This window comes from Bacillus sp. XF8 (assembly GCF_017498755.1).
Classification (GTDB): Bacteria; Bacillota; Bacilli; order Bacillales; family Bacillaceae_G; genus Bacillus_A; species Bacillus_A bingmayongensis.
Window position 1 is genome coordinate 1 of the sequence record NZ_JAGDQK010000010.1, and the last position, 16,779, is coordinate 16,779.

22 protein-coding genes and 1 pseudogene are annotated in these 16,779 nt (G+C 37.5%); 6 read left to right on the forward strand and 17 right to left on the reverse strand.

The genetic code is table 11. The annotated features are described in order from the left end of the window. Window positions 1–90: 90 nt before the first annotated feature. The 4 genes from J4P91_RS06735 to ytfJ form a co-directional block, all read right to left on the reverse strand. On the reverse strand, window positions 91–303 hold the full coding sequence (locus J4P91_RS06735) for a hypothetical protein (RefSeq protein WP_098492336.1): 213 nt from the start codon (window positions 301–303) through the stop codon (window positions 91–93). Window positions 304–372: 69 nt separating this feature from the next. Next, entirely contained in the window at window positions 373–693 is a 321-nt protein-coding gene (locus J4P91_RS06740; RefSeq protein ID WP_017152032.1) for a hypothetical protein, read from the reverse strand. Between the two features lie 51 nt (window positions 694–744). Then, entirely contained in the window at window positions 745–1,521 is a 777-nt protein-coding gene (locus J4P91_RS06745) for a hypothetical protein (protein WP_017152033.1), read from the reverse strand. Between the two features lie 160 nt (window positions 1,522–1,681). After that, complete coding sequence (ytfJ, locus tag J4P91_RS06750; RefSeq protein ID WP_207993332.1) at window positions 1,682–2,107, reverse strand: GerW family sporulation protein; 426 nt, start codon at window positions 2,105–2,107, stop codon at window positions 1,682–1,684. Between the two features lie 132 nt (window positions 2,108–2,239). Between ytfJ and J4P91_RS06755 the strand changes: the two are divergent. The 6 genes and pseudogenes from J4P91_RS06755 to J4P91_RS06780 all read left to right on the forward strand — a co-directional run. Next, window positions 2,240–2,890, forward strand: a pseudogene (locus J4P91_RS06755) (GNAT family protein); the annotation flags it as partial. A 142-nt stretch (window positions 2,891–3,032) separates the two neighbouring features. Beyond that, on the forward strand, window positions 3,033–3,950 hold the full coding sequence (locus J4P91_RS06760) for a tyrosine-type recombinase/integrase (protein WP_207993333.1): 918 nt from the start codon (window positions 3,033–3,035) through the stop codon (window positions 3,948–3,950). A 156-nt stretch (window positions 3,951–4,106) separates the two neighbouring features. After that, on the forward strand, window positions 4,107–4,889 hold the full coding sequence (locus tag J4P91_RS06765; RefSeq protein ID WP_207993334.1) for a helix-turn-helix domain-containing protein: 783 nt from the start codon (window positions 4,107–4,109) through the stop codon (window positions 4,887–4,889). A 456-nt stretch (window positions 4,890–5,345) separates the two neighbouring features. Further along, entirely contained in the window at window positions 5,346–5,531 is a 186-nt protein-coding gene (locus tag J4P91_RS06770) for a hypothetical protein (RefSeq protein WP_207993335.1), read from the forward strand. 286 nt (window positions 5,532–5,817) lie between these two features. Further along, entirely contained in the window at window positions 5,818–6,027 is a 210-nt protein-coding gene (locus tag J4P91_RS06775) for a hypothetical protein (protein ID WP_207993336.1), read from the forward strand. Between the two features lie 100 nt (window positions 6,028–6,127). Beyond that, window positions 6,128–6,550 (forward strand): hypothetical protein, encoded by a 423-nt coding sequence (locus J4P91_RS06780; protein ID WP_207993337.1) that lies wholly within the window; start codon window positions 6,128–6,130, stop codon window positions 6,548–6,550. Between the two features lie 139 nt (window positions 6,551–6,689). On the opposite strand, the gene J4P91_RS06785 is transcribed toward J4P91_RS06780, so the two are convergent. The 13 genes from J4P91_RS06785 to J4P91_RS06845 form a co-directional block, all read right to left on the reverse strand. Then, complete coding sequence (locus J4P91_RS06785; RefSeq protein WP_207993338.1) at window positions 6,690–6,938, reverse strand: DUF4176 domain-containing protein; 249 nt, start codon at window positions 6,936–6,938, stop codon at window positions 6,690–6,692. Window positions 6,939–6,954: 16 nt separating this feature from the next. Then, window positions 6,955–7,143 (reverse strand): hypothetical protein, encoded by a 189-nt coding sequence (locus J4P91_RS06790; RefSeq protein ID WP_207993339.1) that lies wholly within the window; start codon window positions 7,141–7,143, stop codon window positions 6,955–6,957. A gap of 4 nt (window positions 7,144–7,147) precedes the next feature. Then, entirely contained in the window at window positions 7,148–8,023 is an 876-nt protein-coding gene (locus J4P91_RS06795) for a WXG100 family type VII secretion target (RefSeq protein WP_207993340.1), read from the reverse strand. A 382-nt stretch (window positions 8,024–8,405) separates the two neighbouring features. Next, complete coding sequence (locus J4P91_RS06800; protein WP_207993522.1) at window positions 8,406–8,681, reverse strand: hypothetical protein; 276 nt, start codon at window positions 8,679–8,681, stop codon at window positions 8,406–8,408. A 241-nt stretch (window positions 8,682–8,922) separates the two neighbouring features. After that, on the reverse strand, window positions 8,923–11,130 hold the full coding sequence (locus J4P91_RS06805; RefSeq protein WP_243763752.1) for a phage tail tape measure protein: 2,208 nt from the start codon (window positions 11,128–11,130) through the stop codon (window positions 8,923–8,925). Window positions 11,131–11,191: 61 nt separating this feature from the next. Then, window positions 11,192–11,854: an HGGxSTG domain-containing protein gene (locus J4P91_RS06810; RefSeq protein WP_207993341.1), complete on the reverse strand. Its 663-nt coding sequence runs from the start codon at window positions 11,852–11,854 to the stop codon at window positions 11,192–11,194. A gap of 38 nt (window positions 11,855–11,892) precedes the next feature. Beyond that, complete coding sequence (locus J4P91_RS06815) at window positions 11,893–12,537, reverse strand: hypothetical protein (RefSeq protein WP_207993342.1); 645 nt, start codon at window positions 12,535–12,537, stop codon at window positions 11,893–11,895. Window positions 12,538–12,629: 92 nt separating this feature from the next. Beyond that, on the reverse strand, window positions 12,630–12,842 hold the full coding sequence (locus J4P91_RS06820; RefSeq protein WP_207993343.1) for a hypothetical protein: 213 nt from the start codon (window positions 12,840–12,842) through the stop codon (window positions 12,630–12,632). Window positions 12,843–12,854: 12 nt separating this feature from the next. Continuing rightward, on the reverse strand, window positions 12,855–13,475 hold the full coding sequence (locus J4P91_RS28780) for a hypothetical protein (protein ID WP_243763745.1): 621 nt from the start codon (window positions 13,473–13,475) through the stop codon (window positions 12,855–12,857). A gap of 97 nt (window positions 13,476–13,572) precedes the next feature. Next, window positions 13,573–14,310 (reverse strand): BRO family protein, encoded by a 738-nt coding sequence (locus J4P91_RS06830; RefSeq protein WP_243763746.1) that lies wholly within the window; start codon window positions 14,308–14,310, stop codon window positions 13,573–13,575. 86 nt (window positions 14,311–14,396) lie between these two features. Continuing rightward, complete coding sequence (locus J4P91_RS06835; RefSeq protein ID WP_207993345.1) at window positions 14,397–15,215, reverse strand: MarR family transcriptional regulator; 819 nt, start codon at window positions 15,213–15,215, stop codon at window positions 14,397–14,399. Window positions 15,216–15,345: 130 nt separating this feature from the next. After that, window positions 15,346–15,561, reverse strand: coding sequence for a helix-turn-helix domain-containing protein (locus tag J4P91_RS06840; protein ID WP_207993346.1), 216 nt, complete (start codon window positions 15,559–15,561; stop codon window positions 15,346–15,348). Between the two features lie 1,025 nt (window positions 15,562–16,586). Further along, window positions 16,587–16,766: a hypothetical protein gene (locus J4P91_RS06845; protein WP_207993347.1), complete on the reverse strand. Its 180-nt coding sequence runs from the start codon at window positions 16,764–16,766 to the stop codon at window positions 16,587–16,589. Window positions 16,767–16,779 lie beyond the last annotated feature (13 nt).

Consider the following 16,779-nt stretch of genomic DNA (forward strand, 5'->3'; position numbering starts at 1 on the left):
TTGAGCCCTGTGGAATACAGAATCCAATCCTTATTAGCTGCTTAGAATATTTGTCTAACTTTTTGGGTTCACTTCAATTACTTGGTGTGTTCACTCATGATACAACATAATATGTCCGCATCCGCAGCAATGCTTTGCTATAATTTCTTGAAACACTGGATAATTTTCTTCATCCCGGTGTTCAATAAATACCTTTTCAAAACGATACATGTTTGGGGCATAAGCCCAGTCTTGTTTCGTACGTGCATATAATGTCGATGAAAAGAATTCTTCTCCACCACAAACTACACATATTTTTTTCATTCTCATCCCTCCTATGCTTGTCTTACTTCATCTATATGAACATATGCATAAAAAAAAGACCTTCTATAATTAGAAAGTCTTTTCTGTAACAAAAAGAAATGTACCAAATATGCCTATTCCGCTATACTCTTTCTTTTTACCAGTTTCTGTTTCAAAAGTTTGTTTCACTGTGATAAAAAATACACCGTTTCGTGTATCCGTGCTTACAAACTTCATCTTTTGTTCTTTCTTATCTACATTTTGTGTACATTCAAAGCTATCTTGATTACAAATCAATGCATACTTGTTCTCTAAATAAGATCTGAAATCAGATTCTTTCGGACAAGTTAAAAGTAGTACTGCAACAAGGATAATGCTGACAATACCTACTGCTGTATAATATTTCTTCATTTTTTCTCCTTTCAAAAAACAAGAAAACTTGACCTAATCCGTCAAGTTCTCTTAGTCCACAACCCATTGCCACTCTTGTTCTTTCTTATCAAAAATAAGCCAGCCGGTTTCGGTTGCATCTTCTTTTAATTCCTCTATGTTATCTAATACTTCATCCGTACTTTCATACGAACCAACTACATATACAGGAATCTCTAAACCTCTTCTTGACTCAATTTTCCCCGCTAAATCAATATACATTCCATCTTCCATTAATGGAACAAGCCCAAGAATAACTTCTTTTGAAATTGCTGGGAATATTTTTGATTTTTGAAAGAAAGAAAATCGTTTTTTTCCAAATGAACCGAGTTTGTACGGAATTACTTTGCTAAGCATTCCTACAAAATCAGCGATTCTACGGTAATACACTTTGTTGTACCAACCGTCATCATGTGAAAAATAGACAAATCTATTTTTCAAAAGTGGGAAAAACGCTCTCCCAAGTGGTTCTTTTTTGTGAGCCAAATATAACAATTCTGCAATTTCTTTTGGCTCCAATTCATCTAAATCGCTTGCATCATCAAAGTCCACCCAACAAAACTCATCAAATTCATCAATCTCTGCTTTAATTAATCTATGTATGTTTTCTTCTTCAACATATTCGAATAATGTATGATAGTGAAAATCAGTCCACTCAAAATTATGTTTTAAAAGCAACACTTGATGAAGCGGTGAAGGGATATTACTTGCAAACTCTTCAAATGTAATTCCAGATGTAATAAAACAATGACCCCGACGATTACCATTAATATATATCATATTCTTTACTTGGTCAGATCCTCCAGACAAAGCACCTAGCCACCTTCGTTTTATATGTTTCAATTCTATAGCATATTTTAACATGAAAAATTTTAGAAACATAGAAAAAACTTCAAAAACTATTTACAATTTCATGAGTTTTATTACATACTGATTACAAGAAAAAAAGCCTGTTGAAAAACAGGCTTTTTTACGCGATTTCGTCCGGATTTTGCGGATGATGATTTTCAGTATGCTTTTCGTTTTTTTGAAAAATGGATTGAATCTTATCAATTGTTTGCGGCGCTAACTCAATCATTTTTTCAGCTAGGTGTGTAGCATTTTGTAAGTGAAGAATATTCACACCATCTTTATTCACTACAAGAAAGGCTACTGGAGTAATTGAAACACCACCCGCACTCCCTCCGCCAAATGCCGGATTACCTTGTGCTTTCATTCCACCATTTGTCTGAAAATCCGATCCTCCTGCTCCAAATCCAAACGCTACTCTGGAAACAGTTAACACTACACCGCCGTCAGCCGTCTGAACAGGCTCTCCAACAATCGTATTAACATCGACCATTTCCTTTAAATTTTCCATTGCCGCTTTCATTAATCCTTGAATTGGATGATCCACCGTTCATAACCTCCTTTGTCATATCTTTCCTAGTTTTTCCGAAACCTTGTGAACTAAACATAAAATTTCATATTGATTTCAAAAACAATAAGTAATAATATTTAGAAAAAACAAAATAAAGAGGGGATTATGATGATAAGAAAATTAACAAAGGGTGATCATAAACAAGTACTGGCCTTTTTAAAAAAGGAGGCAGCCATTAACCTATTCATAATTGGAGACATTGAAGCATTCGGTTATGAGGCAGATTCCCAAGAATTATGGGGTGTATTTACAGAAAACGGAGCGTTACAATCCGTATTACTGCGCTTTCATGATTCGTTTATCCCATATGGAAAAGATGATTTTTCCGCAACTGACTATGAAGAAATTCTTGCTACTTATAAACCATTAAAAATCTCCGGTAAAGCAGAAGTTGTCGAAAATTTTGAAGATATACCTAATATACAACTCGGCACAAAAAATAAAACATATTTTTGTGAGTGTAAAGATGGTACTGCCCTACCAGAAATAATGCTTCATACTACAATTAAGCTAGCAACTATAGAGGATGTTGAACGAATTATAAATCTTCGAAACAGCATTGAAGAATTTCCACAGTCGGAGCAATCAGAAAAGATTTTACACCAATCACTCGAAACGAACACAGGACGTACATATTACATTGAAGAAGATGGTGAAATCGTCGCTTCTGCTTCCACATCAGCTGAAAACTCCTTATCTGCAATGGTTGTAGGAGTATGTACGCATCCAAATTGGAAACCGCAGGAGTATCAAGGCTTGAGAGGTTAACTCAAGAGTTAAAACTGTGGTTGTTACTAACAGAAACTATCTCATTAGAGGAGACTACCTATTTTGCTTTATTGGAAACCAATAAGGCTGACTAGGTAGTCTCCTTTTGCGTTTAAACAAAGGAGGAATAACTATGCTGATTAAGTTTGCCATTAAGGAATATTTAGATGAGAAGGAGTTCAACAACTTAGCACCTCGCACAATTAAAGCTTATGGGGATACACTCAACGAGTTTCAACTGTTTTGTTCTGACAGGGAGCTTATAGACACCGAGGACATAAGTGAGAAAACTATTAAGTCCTATCTCATGTACTGCCAACGAGAACGCAACAATGCAGTACTCACAGTTAACACCAAGTTACAGCATCTTAAGAGCTTCTTTAGGTTCCTCATAGATGAGGAGATCATCCTAGAGAGGAATAACCCAACTAGGAGGCTGACTCAGAATAAATCTGACAGTAAGTTAGAAGTCTTTACAGATGAACAAGTGAGGATGATGTTGAGGTACTACAGGAGGCAAAAGAGGGACAAACAGTTTTGGAACTATCGCAATTACACTATGTTGGTCTTCCTCCTAGGTACTGGAGCTAGACTTGGCGAGATGATCAACACTAAATGGAGTGATTGCGATTTGGTCAACTATTCAGTTGTTTTCTATGGAAAGTTGAAGAAACAACAAAGTCAACCTCTTAGTGACAAGCTCGTGAAGGAACTGTGCGAGTATCGTATTTACCTAGAGAGACAGTTTAATGAGTTACCTACTCATGTGTTTACAGACCAAAAAGGTAAACCACTTACTCCTAACGCTGTAAAGCTCGTATTCACTAGACTAGCTAGGATAATGAACTTCAAAGGCGTACGAGTGAGTGCGCACACTTGTAGGCACTACTATTGCAGCAAGCTGCTAAGAAACGGAGTAGATGCTTACTCTGTGAGTCGACTCATGAGACATTCTTCTATAAAGATGACTGAGAGGTACATACACATTTGGAGTGACTCCCTCAAGGAGACTAACGACAAGTACAACCCTTTGAACAATTTAGATATTTAGACAAAACAAAAGAGCCCTGCTTGTAGTTTGGCGACCACACAGGACTCTTTTACAGCTACTAAAGAAACTCGAAGGAGCTTCCTTGTTTGCTATTGTATCATGCTCATTGGTACTAGCTCAAGGGTTGTTCCTTCTCATATAGGAGGAATATGTGTAATGAAGAAACTAAGACAATATGAAAGCTTTCAGTCCGTTGCTAAAATGGACAAAACTATTGATCTTACTCTAAAAGAATATGACTTAAAGGAAAGCGAACGAGTGATACTTTTAAAGCTATCAAACTACTCATGTAAGTTCGTTGGAGTTAGCTATCTCAAGAATAACACGTTAGCAGATCTAACAGGATACTCTAAGCGTACTGTTCAGCGTGCCCTCAAGCGTTTCAGCGAGTTGGGAATCATTACTCGTATTGAACAGTTTAAACCTGTTAGAGGTGGCTACTCAGCTTTCATCTGTGTAATTAATCCTTTCGAGCGTCACCTTGAGTTGGCATCTTGCAAAGAAGCTGCCGAGTCTACTCCTGAGCAACCTGAGGAGCCATCTCACGAGAACGAAGCTATTACACTTAAAGCTAAAAGCTCTAAAGAATTAAAGATACGTAATAGCGCACCTGTTAGTATTAATGAGTTAGATTCATCTTATTTGGCTAGCTCATGTGTACCGATGGAATTTATCAATACAGTATCCCCTTTCTTTAGTACAGCTAAGGAAATCTATTCTCTGTGGGGAAAAGTTAAATTGGCTGCTAACAAGTACGCACCTGATTTAGTCGATACAACTGAGGTGGCGATCTCAGCATTTAAGCAATCAGTATTTGCTCTGAAGATGAACAAAATTAGAAAAGACTTCAAAGGTTATCTGTTTGGCGTTCTCGTAAAGATGATGTCTGTTGAGCAAAGAAAGCTAAAATGTAAGTTATTCAATTTCCTACAAGATTAAACTGAGGAGAGTCACTCATTGTAATTACTGATAAGTAATAATCCCTAACAACTGGGTTTTGTCCTTCTCAGCTTTAACCCTTGAGGTGGTGCTATTAAGTATATTCTTAATTGCATGCTAAGGGGGGGGAATTATTGAACATAGTAATCTAGTTGATCCTACTCTACTTACACCTGTGAGGACGGAATATTCTAGTTATAATGCCCGCTGAGTTGCCATATCAAAGAAAACGACCTCTCAGATTCGCTTGTATGGGATTTTACAAGAACGACCAACCCTTTATATATATAAACAAAATAAACCTCAACAGAGAGAATCAGAGGCGTCTTTCGTAAGATTTTATCTATTTCAGCGTCCTCATGAAAATAAATTTAAAAAACTCGAAAATAATAATTGACGGTTCTAGAACTTTTGGATTATGATGTACTTAAGCCACTAAGGAAACGAGGTGAGCCATTGGAAAGTAAACAACAAAAGTTTTACGGTAAAGTCAAAGACTTCTACGAGCTAGAGACAATTGAGGACGCTAAAAGGTTTTATACCGCTTTTAATCAACTCAATAAGATACATACAGTAGACAAAGCGGATAAGATCGACAAAATGCTGACTCGTATGTACGCTGGCAAGAAGTTAACAGACTAACCGAAAACTAACCAAAAGCAAAGGAGCGTTCACCCTCTCAGTTTGGTCGCTGAGGTGAACGCTCCTAGCACACCACAAGGAAGTACCTTGCAGTCATCCTCTAGTTTAGCATGATTAGCAGATGACTGACAAGGTGATTCCTCAAAGGAGGGACATACCGTGAGAAAGCAAAACCTAGAGTCCGTACTTATAGCAAGTGGTATGACAGGTTTTCTTTATGGAGTCGGCTATCTCCTATCACTCTTAATAGTCAACTACTAATTATAAACTAAGGAGAAATTTTATTATGACAACAAACACTATTGAAGTAACTAATTTAGATAAAGCTATGCAAAGTATTGACGAGTTAGTGGAAAAATTCCAGAATGCTTTGACAGCTATCACTGGAGTAGAAACTGAAGTGAACACGTTCTCTATTGGTAGTGCCTACCTAGTCTACCTTAGAAGCGGGCACGCTAGTAAAACCTTATTGTTTGATTTAAGCGAGGTTAAATAACAAGAAGGCTCAACAAATTTATTCTTATATCTTGTGTCTTGTTTTGAAACGTAGCTAAATAGAAGTAAGAAAACAATTAAAACTAAAGGAGAGATTATTTATGAAAACTCAATTAGAAATCAAGGTAAGTCGTTTGGTAGGAATCTGGGAAGCACTTGACAATGCATACAAGGAAGCACAAGCTCCTAAGATTTACGACGAAGCTATAGCCGATAGTGAGTACTTTATTATGCAAGAGCTACCAACTCTATACCACGAAGTAACAAGCGATGTAGTCAAGGAAGCTATTTCAGAGTTGTTGATTAGCAAGGATGAACAAGAGAAATTAATTACTGAGTTTGACTATATTGATGAATTACCTGAGGAAGAAGCTACAGAGCTAGTTATCAAGCACAACCTCGCTTGTAAACGAGTAGTTCAAGCATGGAAGGACTTCTCAACCGAGTACAAAGGTTACTGTCAGGATAAGATTACCAAGAGTATCGAGGAGGTTGAAAGCAGATATAATTCTGCTAATAAGTAACACTACCAAGCTGGCTCCCTGAGTCGGCTTTTTTATTTATCCCCCTCAGATATCCTAATTTAATGATATTCTACTTAGTAATAAAATAAAGCAAGGATTTCTCCCTGCTCCTGTTAGTTTCTTTAACTTCACTTCTTCATTACAACTCTACTAATTTTTCACGTAGAACTAATTCACTCTCAGTCATATATCCTCTATGCATTTCCTCTACAACCTTATCGTGATTAAAGCATAATACTTTTTCGTCACCTAAATAGCCAATAGGATAAGGAACACCTGCATAATCAAAATCACGTTTATCCGCTGCAACAACCATTCTTCCAATAATCATTACAATTTGTTCTAAATTTTCTAGTTTCACTACTGTTCCAATTGGTAAAAGTTTCATAGTTATATATTCTCCTTTATTTTTTCACTTTTCTTCCAATAAAGTCCATTAAATATGTAAATCCAATTGCTAATCCACCAAAAACAAGTATAAAAAAGAAAGTAAGAATACGATCTCCTAATGACTGCGGAAAAAATAATGAAAGTAATGCAATAATAGGTACTGTTATTAAATATATAGTTCTCATTTGTTTGAAAGGACGCATTTATTTACTCCTTTTTCTCTGGTTTTACAAAAAAGCCAGCTGCAAAGTCTTTATACAAAGGAGTATAAATCCCATTCTCAGCTCCAGCATGTACTTTAAAACCTAAGTTTCCAACTCCCAACTCAAAACGCAGGGTAATGTCATGATCACGGAAATATGGAATAATATCCGGTATATCAATTTTTTCAAATAACACTTCATACTTATGTGCAGTATAAGCAGCATCCGCTTTAAAAGTATATTCATCAACGCCAAATGCACTACTTATGTTTTGATACTTTTGTGTTACTGACGCTTTTTCTCCCAATAACCCTTCTTTTTCAATAGAATTTTCCATAAATGAGGCTTCTGCTTTAAAACCAAACAGACCACCTGTGGTGATATCCTCCATTATAGCCTCTTGGCTTTTTCCAAAATTAGCTTCTAAAGTCCCCGTTCCCAGTTTATTATTTACTGTTGTTCCTTTTCCAATTTCAGTTGTTGAATTTAATATCGTACCTTCTAACTTTCCACCAAATCTTCCCTCCTGAGCACCTTCTGCTGAACCTGTAAAATATTCAACTTTATCATTATTTGGATTAAGAATACCAGAAGCCATTGCAATAGCAACATCCATGTTATCTACCTGTTCGAATTTATTAGCAGAATCAAGAAGAAACTTCTCAAGTGGTTCTAATATGACTATAAATTGAGCCATTTTGAAAGATGAATCTCGAAAATCTGTATTAAATTTCATATAGGTCGAACCCATCCAAACATTAGAAATCATATCAATATCTTTCTTAAGTCGCTCTTGTGTTGCAGTTGCATTGGTGATTGTTGATCGAATAGAAAATGCAACTTTGCGCAACTGTTCAGGAGTTACTTTAATATTCCCCATAGCCATTCCCCTTTTAAATATTTATATAGTAGATTTTACCACAGGAAAGTAATTAAACAGAAGAATATTTTTTATACTCTTAAAACTACGAAATCTTTTTCCTCCTCAGGTAAAGCAATTTTAGTCAAAACTAATAAATTAACAGATAGCTGATACCGAGATAGAAAGACTCCCCCATCCTTATTTTCCCCAAATCGTATGCACACAAAGAAAGGAGCAACCTGTGTAGGCTACTCCTCTTGAGCTCACTCTTAGCGGTGTTGCTGGTTAGCTTTTTTCACAGCTTCTTTGAACTTATTCTCTTCCTTGAGTGCTCCTCGTTTATCTTATTTGGTTAATACTATTACACCATATGAGACAGGTAACAAACAGTTTAAGCCAATCAATATCCCCTTATTGCTTTACTGTATTTGTTGTGTGGCTTGAAGGCTTCTCTCTTATAGTCCAGCTCGCTAATTTCTTTAACTTCTGTAGACAAAACAAGTCCTCCTGAGGTATGCTCATCAATCACTTCTTGCCACATATCTTTATAAGTAGTAGCTATAAAGTGTCTTATCTTGTCCATATCCTCACTAGTTGTACGATAGTTAGTATAAACATGCTTCTCATCTAGTTCTTTATAGTAAACCACCGTCTCAATACTGATATATTTCTTCATAGCTACCACCTCATTAGTTTATTTGTCTGTAGCAATCCCCTTAGAAGGGAATGCCTTATAGTACATCTATCACTACAGTAACCCCACTAAACCTAGCTAGTAACACTCGTTGTCCTGTTATGTTACTTTCTGTAAAACTTCTGACGACTCCTCTAGTTGGTATAGCATCAAAGACAGCTAAATTTTGGTTACTCAATTTAAATAATATGGGAAGCCCTCCTATCCCTAAGAGGGCAACCAATTAGATTTTTCTTAATGACATCTTACTTAATCCTCCACCTCCAAAGCTTGAGCCTGTTGTAGTTACAGCGTTCTCTACAGCTATCTGCATTTTATCTTGGAATTCTTCTAAGCCAGAACCATCTAGTCCCACCTCACCTTCAATTACATGACGTACTGTAAAGGTTGTAGCTCCTCCTGTGAATGCTTCTAATCCAGTTCCTGCTAGTGCAGTATTAGCTGAGTTTGCAACCCCCGAGAATGCTCCTCCAATGGCCTTTTCCATACTTCCCACTTGAGTCATTGCTGCCTCGTACCATGTAGGGAAGAATGCTTTACCTGATTTGTCTAGGTCGCTTAGAGGGCCTTCCTTAGCAGGTGAGAACGGCAGTAACTTACGGATGTATTTCATCCCTTCCCAAAGGTTATCATAAGCCTTTTGAACGCCTTTCCAGATACCATCAGCGAACTCATAGAGTAAACCTTTCCCCGAGTTGTAGAACGTACTTCCCCAGCTTTTTATTGACTTCCACATGTCGTTGAGTCCATTCCACATGAGGTTTCCTAATCCATTAAGCCTACTCTGAAAGCCATCTTTAAAGCTACGAGCGTTTTCTACACCAGCATTCCATAACGAGGTAGCACCTTTCCAAGCTGAGCTCTTTAGGTCGTTCCACTTAGATTGAGCATCGTTGACCATCTCAGACATCTTGTTCTTAGTGTCTGTCTTCATGCTGTTATATTTAGAGACTACTTCGTTATACATCTCAACAGCTTTTCTCTTAGCAGTTGAAACTGTGTCGTTCCATTTCTGCTTAGTATCAGACCACCACTCTTGAGTCTTTTTTACCTGTTCATTGTAAGAATCGACTACGTCATTTTTGATACCGTTCCAAGCCTTCTTAGTTTCACTCCATAGGTACTTACCAAACTTAACGATGGTATCCCAGTTCTGCCATAATAGGACACCTACAGCAATTAACGCTGTAATACCAGCAATGAGCCAGAAATGAGGTGATGCCAACTGGACTGCATTCAGAGTACCTTGAGCTACTGCTGCGGTTCTCACGACATTTATTAGCTTTCCAAAGCCTCCCACCAGTAAAGCACCTGCATTGTAAAGAGCACCCATGAGCTTGGCTGTTATTTGAATAATACTAAGAGCTTTAAACCCCAAGTATAAGCTAGCCAGTACTGGTATTAACCATTCAGCGTTATCTAGGAATAACTCAACAGCACCAATTAGAATGCGAAGTACCTTGTCGAGTGCTCCCGACTCCATAGCCCACTTGAGGAATGCATCAGCTGCTAAGAGAATTTTCATAGTTAACGGATTCAGTGTTACAATGATCTGCCATAGAACATCTACAATAGTCCCTATGAGTTGGAAAATGATTGGAGTGTTCGTTCTCACCATATCAGTAAAGTCTTGGAAAGCTGGATTAGTCTGTAAATTCCATGCCCACTTAGCAAACTTGTCAGTCATATCTACCATGCCATCACCAAAAGCCATACCTAAAGGAGTAAAGCTCACCATGAGGCCACCAAACCCTTTGAGAATATTACCTGCTGAGATCATTACTCGCTCAAACATTGGAACAGCCCAGGTATTCATATGTTCGAAGAAAGGGTCAACTCGTCCTGTCTCAATAGCTTGATTCATGTATGCAATCATATCTACAAAGGACTGACCTACCCTTTTCATAGCAGGGAAGATTCCTGACATAGCATTACTCATAAAGTACATACTTTCTGTGATTAGGTCTAACGTGACAGGAGACATCTGAATCTGCATATCTTGCCATTCACTTTTAAACTCGTTGATAGCTATTACAGCACGCTTCTCAGAGTCTGTCATACTATCCCAAATAGCTTGAACCTTAGCCATTGCTTTGGCGTAACCTTTAGCATCATTGTTTATCATGGCGGCATCAACATCTAAGAGCGCATCTTCTAAGTCCCCTGCCTTCTCAAAGGTCTGCATTATGGTGGTACCTGCTAAGGCTCCAAATCCTGCGGCGGCTACACCTGCGGTTCCAAACAAAGCAGCAATTGCTCCTAATCCACCTAACAAGGCTGGTGTGAAAGCAGCTGCTCCAGCAGTGATTGCAGCTATGATAAGTTGCATCCTACGAGCATTCCTGCTCACTTGGTCAAACTTATGAGAGGCTCTATCGTCTGCATTGATTACAATTTCTATTAAGCTAGCTATTTCGTCCACCTCCATCATTAAACTCAAATAAGCCTCCTCAAGGGATTCCCCACATGAGGAAGCCTAACAAGTTATTTAATTAGTTATCGTTTCCCATATCAAATAACGCATTAAGATCAACTGTACTAGCATTATCTTTGTGTTCTTTAGACTGCTTAAACTTTTGGTTCAGTCCTAGAGACTCAGCGAAACGAATTAGTTTTACCTCCGTATCATTGTAAGCTTTGCTATCTCGCAAGAAGTCCTTAGAGTCCATTCTCATAGATTTAACTGTATTTATAGCAAATCGGTCTACGAGTACAAGGTTAAACGGATCGATCTCATAGTTTTCAATGTAGTAATCCATTAACCCGTTGTACAAGTCCGTCTCCTCTTGAGATAGCATTTCCTTGAAGTCTTTTGAGTAAGCTCCGTGAATCAGGTTAGCTTTTGGGTTTAAATTTTCCATAGCTTTCTTCCTCCCTTCCTCAGTTTTCTGCCCTGTAGACTTACCGCCATGGAACGGACATTTTCCATTAGTAGAACCATCCTCTTTAATGTGTGGCTTTCTCAGGCACAACCTACCGTCACCCTTGATAGCACCGCATATAGTCGGTTCCTTCTTGAGCTGGCTACGGAGTTTCTTGAGAACTTCCTGATTGTCTTTCTCCTTTGCAACCGCAACCTTCTCAGCTAAAGCTTTCAGTCTTGGATCATCTAATTTAGATGGCCTAGCTCCTTTTCTTGGTGCTGGTTTATTCATTAGTTATCACCTCAGTTGTTATTTATATAAGCTGGATTTTACCAATTCATTGTCTTCTGATAGTTTTCATAGAATCGTTCAAACTCTTCTTGAGCTTGTTTAGTACGCTCCTCGTCAGTTAATCTCTTAGGTTTATCTTTCTTGCTAAACTCACGAGTAAGCTTATTAATATCTCTTTCTAGTTGCTGAGCTAATAGTTTTGTACTTTCGAATTGCAATGCAGTTACTTTCTTTTGTAGTTCAGTCAGTGGATTTTCTTCTTGGAATAACTGAGCAGTTTTCACTTGAGGGAATGCTACGAATGAAACCTCTCTAATCTTTTGGGGATTACCTGCGGAGTCAGCATAAAAGGAGATAGATAACTTTTTCATAAGCTTTTGAGTTACTTTCTTTTTCGTATCCTCGTCAATAATTCTTATTTGTCCCATAAGCTTATTACCTATCACACGTACATTATCGAGGAAACCCATAGTATCACGAGCTGACTCAGAGTGATCTAGTTGTAAAGGTACTTGCTCCTCGGGGTTAAACGCATCCGCTAACCTCTGTAGGTCATCCCTTGTGTATTCTCTTCCTCGGTGCTTGCCTACTGTAAAAAGTTCAGCATCCTTAATCATGTCCTCGCCATGTTTTACCTCTGAGAACGACTCAATAAGCTTGCCATTGTCGTAATTAAATTTCATGCGTTTTCACCTCGTTAGTTTAATAGAATAGTTGCACCTACTTTAGCAATAGCTGGGTGAGGTGCTAACCCATGAGCCGGGTTATAAGTCAACTAATGAATGTATACTCCTTCTGTCTGAACTTGTAGCATTAACTTCTTGAGCTCGTCTAACGAGTAATACTTAATGAATGCCGACTCAAAAGAATGTAGCGCATCAAGTGAATAACTTAGCAATTCAACATCTCCAGTTTCTTGGTAGTGCTTGCTAGCATACTCGTAAACCACTAGCAAGCGTTTATAGTTATCTTTAATGGTCTGTTCCATGAGACAGCCTCCTTAGTTGCCTTCTCCAAAGTATTTATTGAATGCTTTTAAGAATTCCTCAAAATCCTTATCTATTTTAGCGTGCACCTTTCGGGACTCCTCATTTAATACTTCTTGGTAGTCTGCATTGATTTTGCCAGTCGTATCCCGCTCATGTGTAAACTCTAAATCTCCTCTGCGTTTAGCCAAACTTCTAAGGTTATTCGGAGTAAATCCTACCATGAAGTTATCAATCCTGTTAATCTTAGCTTGGAATAATTTCTTAACCTTGTAATGCTTTTCTGAGTATTCCATACTCTCAGCATCCTGTTTAGCTGCTTGAACCAATTCAGCATGTAATTCCTCTTGAGTAATGCTTGCGATCTCACTAGAAACCTTGCTTAATTCAGCTTGTGTAGATGATAACTCTGAGTTAAATTTCTCTTGAGCTTTTTCAAGCTTTTCAACTGATTTTTTGTTAGTTGCGCTCTCATCGATCATCAAGTGAGTTCTCGCAATCTTAAGAGCCCCAGCTACCTGAGATAGCTTACTATTTAATTCACTCACTTTAGAGTTCAATTCTCCTTGTGCTACGGTTAATTGATCCAATTTAGTTTCGTTACCTTTGTTAAAGAATTTTTGAATGATACCCATGTATAAACACTCTCCTATTAATTTAATTTTGTTTGGAATTTGCTACCTCATTAGGTGGGAAATATGAGGATATAATGTAGGGGTTTTACTGCTGGGGTTACTGTGTGATAATTCCTAATTGTTGAGCGATCCAATAACGTCCCTTCTCAGAGAAAAGCATTTGAATGCCGAACGCATTAGTTTGATATCTAATGTAATTCTCATCTCGTAAGAATGAAAACTCTGCTTTGTGTAAGTAGTTACGTTTCTTACTTTTATAGATAATCTTCTTATCTACTAACTTGTTATATAACTCTTGAGGTGATCTAAGCCCTAAAGTTTTAGCCACTTCTGTTGCTATATAGTAATTCTCTGTAGATAAAACCTTATCAGTGTATTCCGCTTTAGGAGCTTGTACCTTGATAATCTCCTCAGCTTGCTTAAGTTGTACATTCTTTCTTTCGAGTGTTCTCTGAGCCAGCAATAACGCTTTAGCCATGATAGCTTGTTCATCATCTTCCTCTGTCGTTACGAGGTAGCCACCATCTTTACGGATACTAGGTAACACCTCACTGGTAATCCATTTCTTAAAGACTTTAGCTTGTGGCTTGCGACTCGTTAGAATTAAACTGTAGAGACCTGACTCGTTAATAAGCGTTACTTCTCTGTTTTGACCTGCTACATAAATTGTGTGTAAGAGCTTTTCATCATCGTCCAGCCCTCTAGTAGCGGTGTATGCGTCTCTAAACTCTAAAATGTCTGATACATCTTTAGCTACAAAGTAAATCTCTTCTCCTTGTTTGATGCTTCTAACTTGTCCTAATTCTTCATGGTCAAACACTTGTAAGTTATTCATCATGATTTATCTCCTTTGCTTTTCCCCTTAAGATGATACTTTTGAACTTTCTCTGTAGTGGTGTTATGGTGATGAATTCTGTAGTTTTATTTCTTGAAGTTTTCTTTAGAGAAGGAGGCTTTCTCGATGTTATCGAGTAGTTTCTCCAAAGTAATCTTTTTAGCTTGACGACTTACCGCTTTAGGATCTAAACAGATAGCTTCAGTAACACTCTTAATCTCTACAATCAAGCGATTCTTTCCTAACTCGTTCATTAATTTTTTAACAGTAGGCCGAGACAGTCCAAGTAATTCCTCTAGATGCTTACGCTTTAAGAGTACAAGCTTACTAGTGTCTTCCTCATCAGGATTCTCAACAAGTAAATTAGTATTCCAGCTCATATAAGAAAGCATCATTCCAAACAACCCTAGGGCATTTAACGAGATAGACTTTGCTTTCTCTTGTAGGTGAGCTTTGAAGATTTTAACTACCTTGTATTCCTCTTTTAGTTTCTCACAAACAAATACTGCGTCAGTCATATCTACATAGGTTATTTTCCCTACCGTCTCACGGCTGATCAATCCATTAGATTCTAATTCTGATAGAATTTTATTAACTTGAGAGCGTGTTTTATCTAAGCTTGCTACTAAGTGTTTAACTGTTAGTAGATCACCTTTCTCAGAGAACAATCTCCCATCTTGATTGATTTTCATGCAAGTCGCTAAATAGAGTAATACTCCATGTTGCTGTAAAGTTAAATTCTCTTTGATCACTTTGAAATTATCTCGTTTCATCATGGTAAAATGTCTCCCATCTCGTTGTTTCATACTATTTAGGTAATTTTTTCGAGCTTCCTTTTGAGACGGTGAAATTATTTCACATCCTATTTCGAGTAATTCTTTACCTGTCATTTCTGCAATAACCATTTAGTTTTTTCCTCCTTCTGAGCTGCGACAAAGTACATTGATAGTTACTCTAGAGTTCTCCCTCTCACCGCATCTAACAAAGTTATTTACTTCCTTCATAGTATCGCCTCCATTGTTTTTCCCCTTTGATTTATTTCTTGTTTACTTCAACAGTTAATAACTTAGTTGGATCCTCCACGTTTAATCCAGCAGCAATACGAGCTAGATTCTTTAAACTAATGGATTGATTCTTTTGTATTCCATAAAGGTAACTTCTATCTATACCAGTCCGTCTTGATAAATCTGATGGGTTTGTTCGATATTTCTCATAGATGGAAACTAAATCGAAATATACCTTGATTGTCATCATACCGGCCTCCTTGGTGTTTATTTTGTTGTTATTGTCTCTCATGAATTTAACCTCACATGCAGTCCAAAAAGGGAGCCAGCCAGCTCAATGGGGATAGAACTGACTAGCCAAGCAATGGAGGTGAGTTACAACGAAAAGCTTCACAATATATCCTTAGAGATGAACTCTACCAATCTACAAACAAGCTAGTTTATAAACTGGTTAGAATTCACCTCGAAGTATTAAATTAAAAAATCTCTAAAAATTGCCTTCATAACTAATATGCTTCAGGTGTGACATGAAACTCTCAAAATTTCTCCTTCAATAGGGATATACGAAAAGTGTGACATGAGGGTTACCCGGAAGAAAACTTTCCCTTTTTACCCCTTCATAACTAATATCAACGAAGTGCAACATAACGAAGTAAAACTCTCAAAATTTCCCCTTCATAAGAGATATACCGGAAGTGTAACATCTGGGGAAAACCCTCAAAAAGATGTCCTCATTACTAATATGCTCCAAGTGTTAATCCACCGAGGTAAAACTCTCAAAATTTCCCCTTCATAATGTAGATACGCAAAGTGTTTAGTCTCAGAGTTAATATAGAGGAAAATAATTTCTCTCATTTTTTCCCCTTCATATAGGTAGATAGCCCAAGAGGGACGTGCTAAGGAAAAACCCGGTAGTATCAAGGGTTTGGCGCTCTCACCCGATGCAAGGATTGTTTGCTTCAGCCCCTGAGAACGCAAATTTACGTTCGTTAGATGGACTCAAATTTAAGCTTAACTACAAAGGTGCACATAGTGCGTTACCTGAGAGGAATAACCTTAATACGGTAATTGAAATTTAATAGATGTAGCCAGCGAGTCACGCCTCTTAGATCACCTCGAGAACGTTAAAAAGCTGCAACTCAACAAGCAACCTCTATAGGTTACTAGTGAATTACAGCTTTAGTGTTCGATTTATTTAGTTGTACTATTTTCATCTTTCCCAAGTTGAATTTAGGCTTACAGAAACCCTCTTTCTTGTTTTGCTATATAGCTTTATTCTGTCTTAAGCTTGGTAGAACTACCTTCAGAGTATACATTTTTCCTTTTCTCTAAATCCCTTTGAATCAACCTTTTAATGTGTGTACTAAAGTATTTTTGCCGTCTCATATGGTTATATAAGCGCCTATCTATTGGATTAAGTATATTAAACGCAACAGTTTTAACTTTCTTCATTTCAGTTATCTCC

What these genes read in the sequence shown, in the direction of transcription:
- J4P91_RS06735 (WP_098492336.1), bottom strand. Translation starts at nt 303, where the DNA reads ATGAAAAAAATATGTGTAGTTTGTGGTGGAGAAGAATTCTTTTCATCG.
- J4P91_RS06740 (WP_017152032.1), bottom strand. Translation starts at nt 693, where the DNA reads ATGAAGAAATATTATACAGCAGTAGGTATTGTCAGCATTATCCTTGTT.
- J4P91_RS06760 (WP_207993333.1), top strand. Translation starts at nt 3,033, where the DNA reads ATGCTGATTAAGTTTGCCATTAAGGAATATTTAGATGAGAAGGAGTTC.
- J4P91_RS06765 (WP_207993334.1), top strand. Translation starts at nt 4,107, where the DNA reads ATGAAGAAACTAAGACAATATGAAAGCTTTCAGTCCGTTGCTAAAATG.
- J4P91_RS06775 (WP_207993336.1), top strand. Translation starts at nt 5,818, where the DNA reads ATGACAACAAACACTATTGAAGTAACTAATTTAGATAAAGCTATGCAA.
- J4P91_RS06780 (WP_207993337.1), top strand. Translation starts at nt 6,128, where the DNA reads ATGAAAACTCAATTAGAAATCAAGGTAAGTCGTTTGGTAGGAATCTGG.
- J4P91_RS06785 (WP_207993338.1), bottom strand. Translation starts at nt 6,938, where the DNA reads ATGAAACTTTTACCAATTGGAACAGTAGTGAAACTAGAAAATTTAGAA.
- J4P91_RS06790 (WP_207993339.1), bottom strand. Translation starts at nt 7,143, where the DNA reads ATGCGTCCTTTCAAACAAATGAGAACTATATATTTAATAACAGTACCT.
- J4P91_RS06795 (WP_207993340.1), bottom strand. Translation starts at nt 8,023, where the DNA reads ATGGGGAATATTAAAGTAACTCCTGAACAGTTGCGCAAAGTTGCATTT.
- J4P91_RS06800 (WP_207993522.1), bottom strand. Translation starts at nt 8,681, where the DNA reads ATGAAGAAATATATCAGTATTGAGACGGTGGTTTACTATAAAGAACTA.
- J4P91_RS06805 (WP_243763752.1), bottom strand. Translation starts at nt 11,130, where the DNA reads ATGATGGAGGTGGACGAAATAGCTAGCTTAATAGAAATTGTAATCAAT.
- J4P91_RS06810 (WP_207993341.1), bottom strand. Translation starts at nt 11,854, where the DNA reads ATGAATAAACCAGCACCAAGAAAAGGAGCTAGGCCATCTAAATTAGAT.
- J4P91_RS06815 (WP_207993342.1), bottom strand. Translation starts at nt 12,537, where the DNA reads ATGAAATTTAATTACGACAATGGCAAGCTTATTGAGTCGTTCTCAGAG.
- J4P91_RS06820 (WP_207993343.1), bottom strand. Translation starts at nt 12,842, where the DNA reads ATGGAACAGACCATTAAAGATAACTATAAACGCTTGCTAGTGGTTTAC.
- J4P91_RS28780 (WP_243763745.1), bottom strand. Translation starts at nt 13,475, where the DNA reads ATGGGTATCATTCAAAAATTCTTTAACAAAGGTAACGAAACTAAATTG.
- J4P91_RS06830 (WP_243763746.1), bottom strand. Translation starts at nt 14,310, where the DNA reads ATGAATAACTTACAAGTGTTTGACCATGAAGAATTAGGACAAGTTAGA.
- J4P91_RS06835 (WP_207993345.1), bottom strand. Translation starts at nt 15,215, where the DNA reads ATGGTTATTGCAGAAATGACAGGTAAAGAATTACTCGAAATAGGATGT.
- J4P91_RS06840 (WP_207993346.1), bottom strand. Translation starts at nt 15,561, where the DNA reads ATGACAATCAAGGTATATTTCGATTTAGTTTCCATCTATGAGAAATAT.
- J4P91_RS06845 (WP_207993347.1), bottom strand. Translation starts at nt 16,766, where the DNA reads ATGAAGAAAGTTAAAACTGTTGCGTTTAATATACTTAATCCAATAGAT.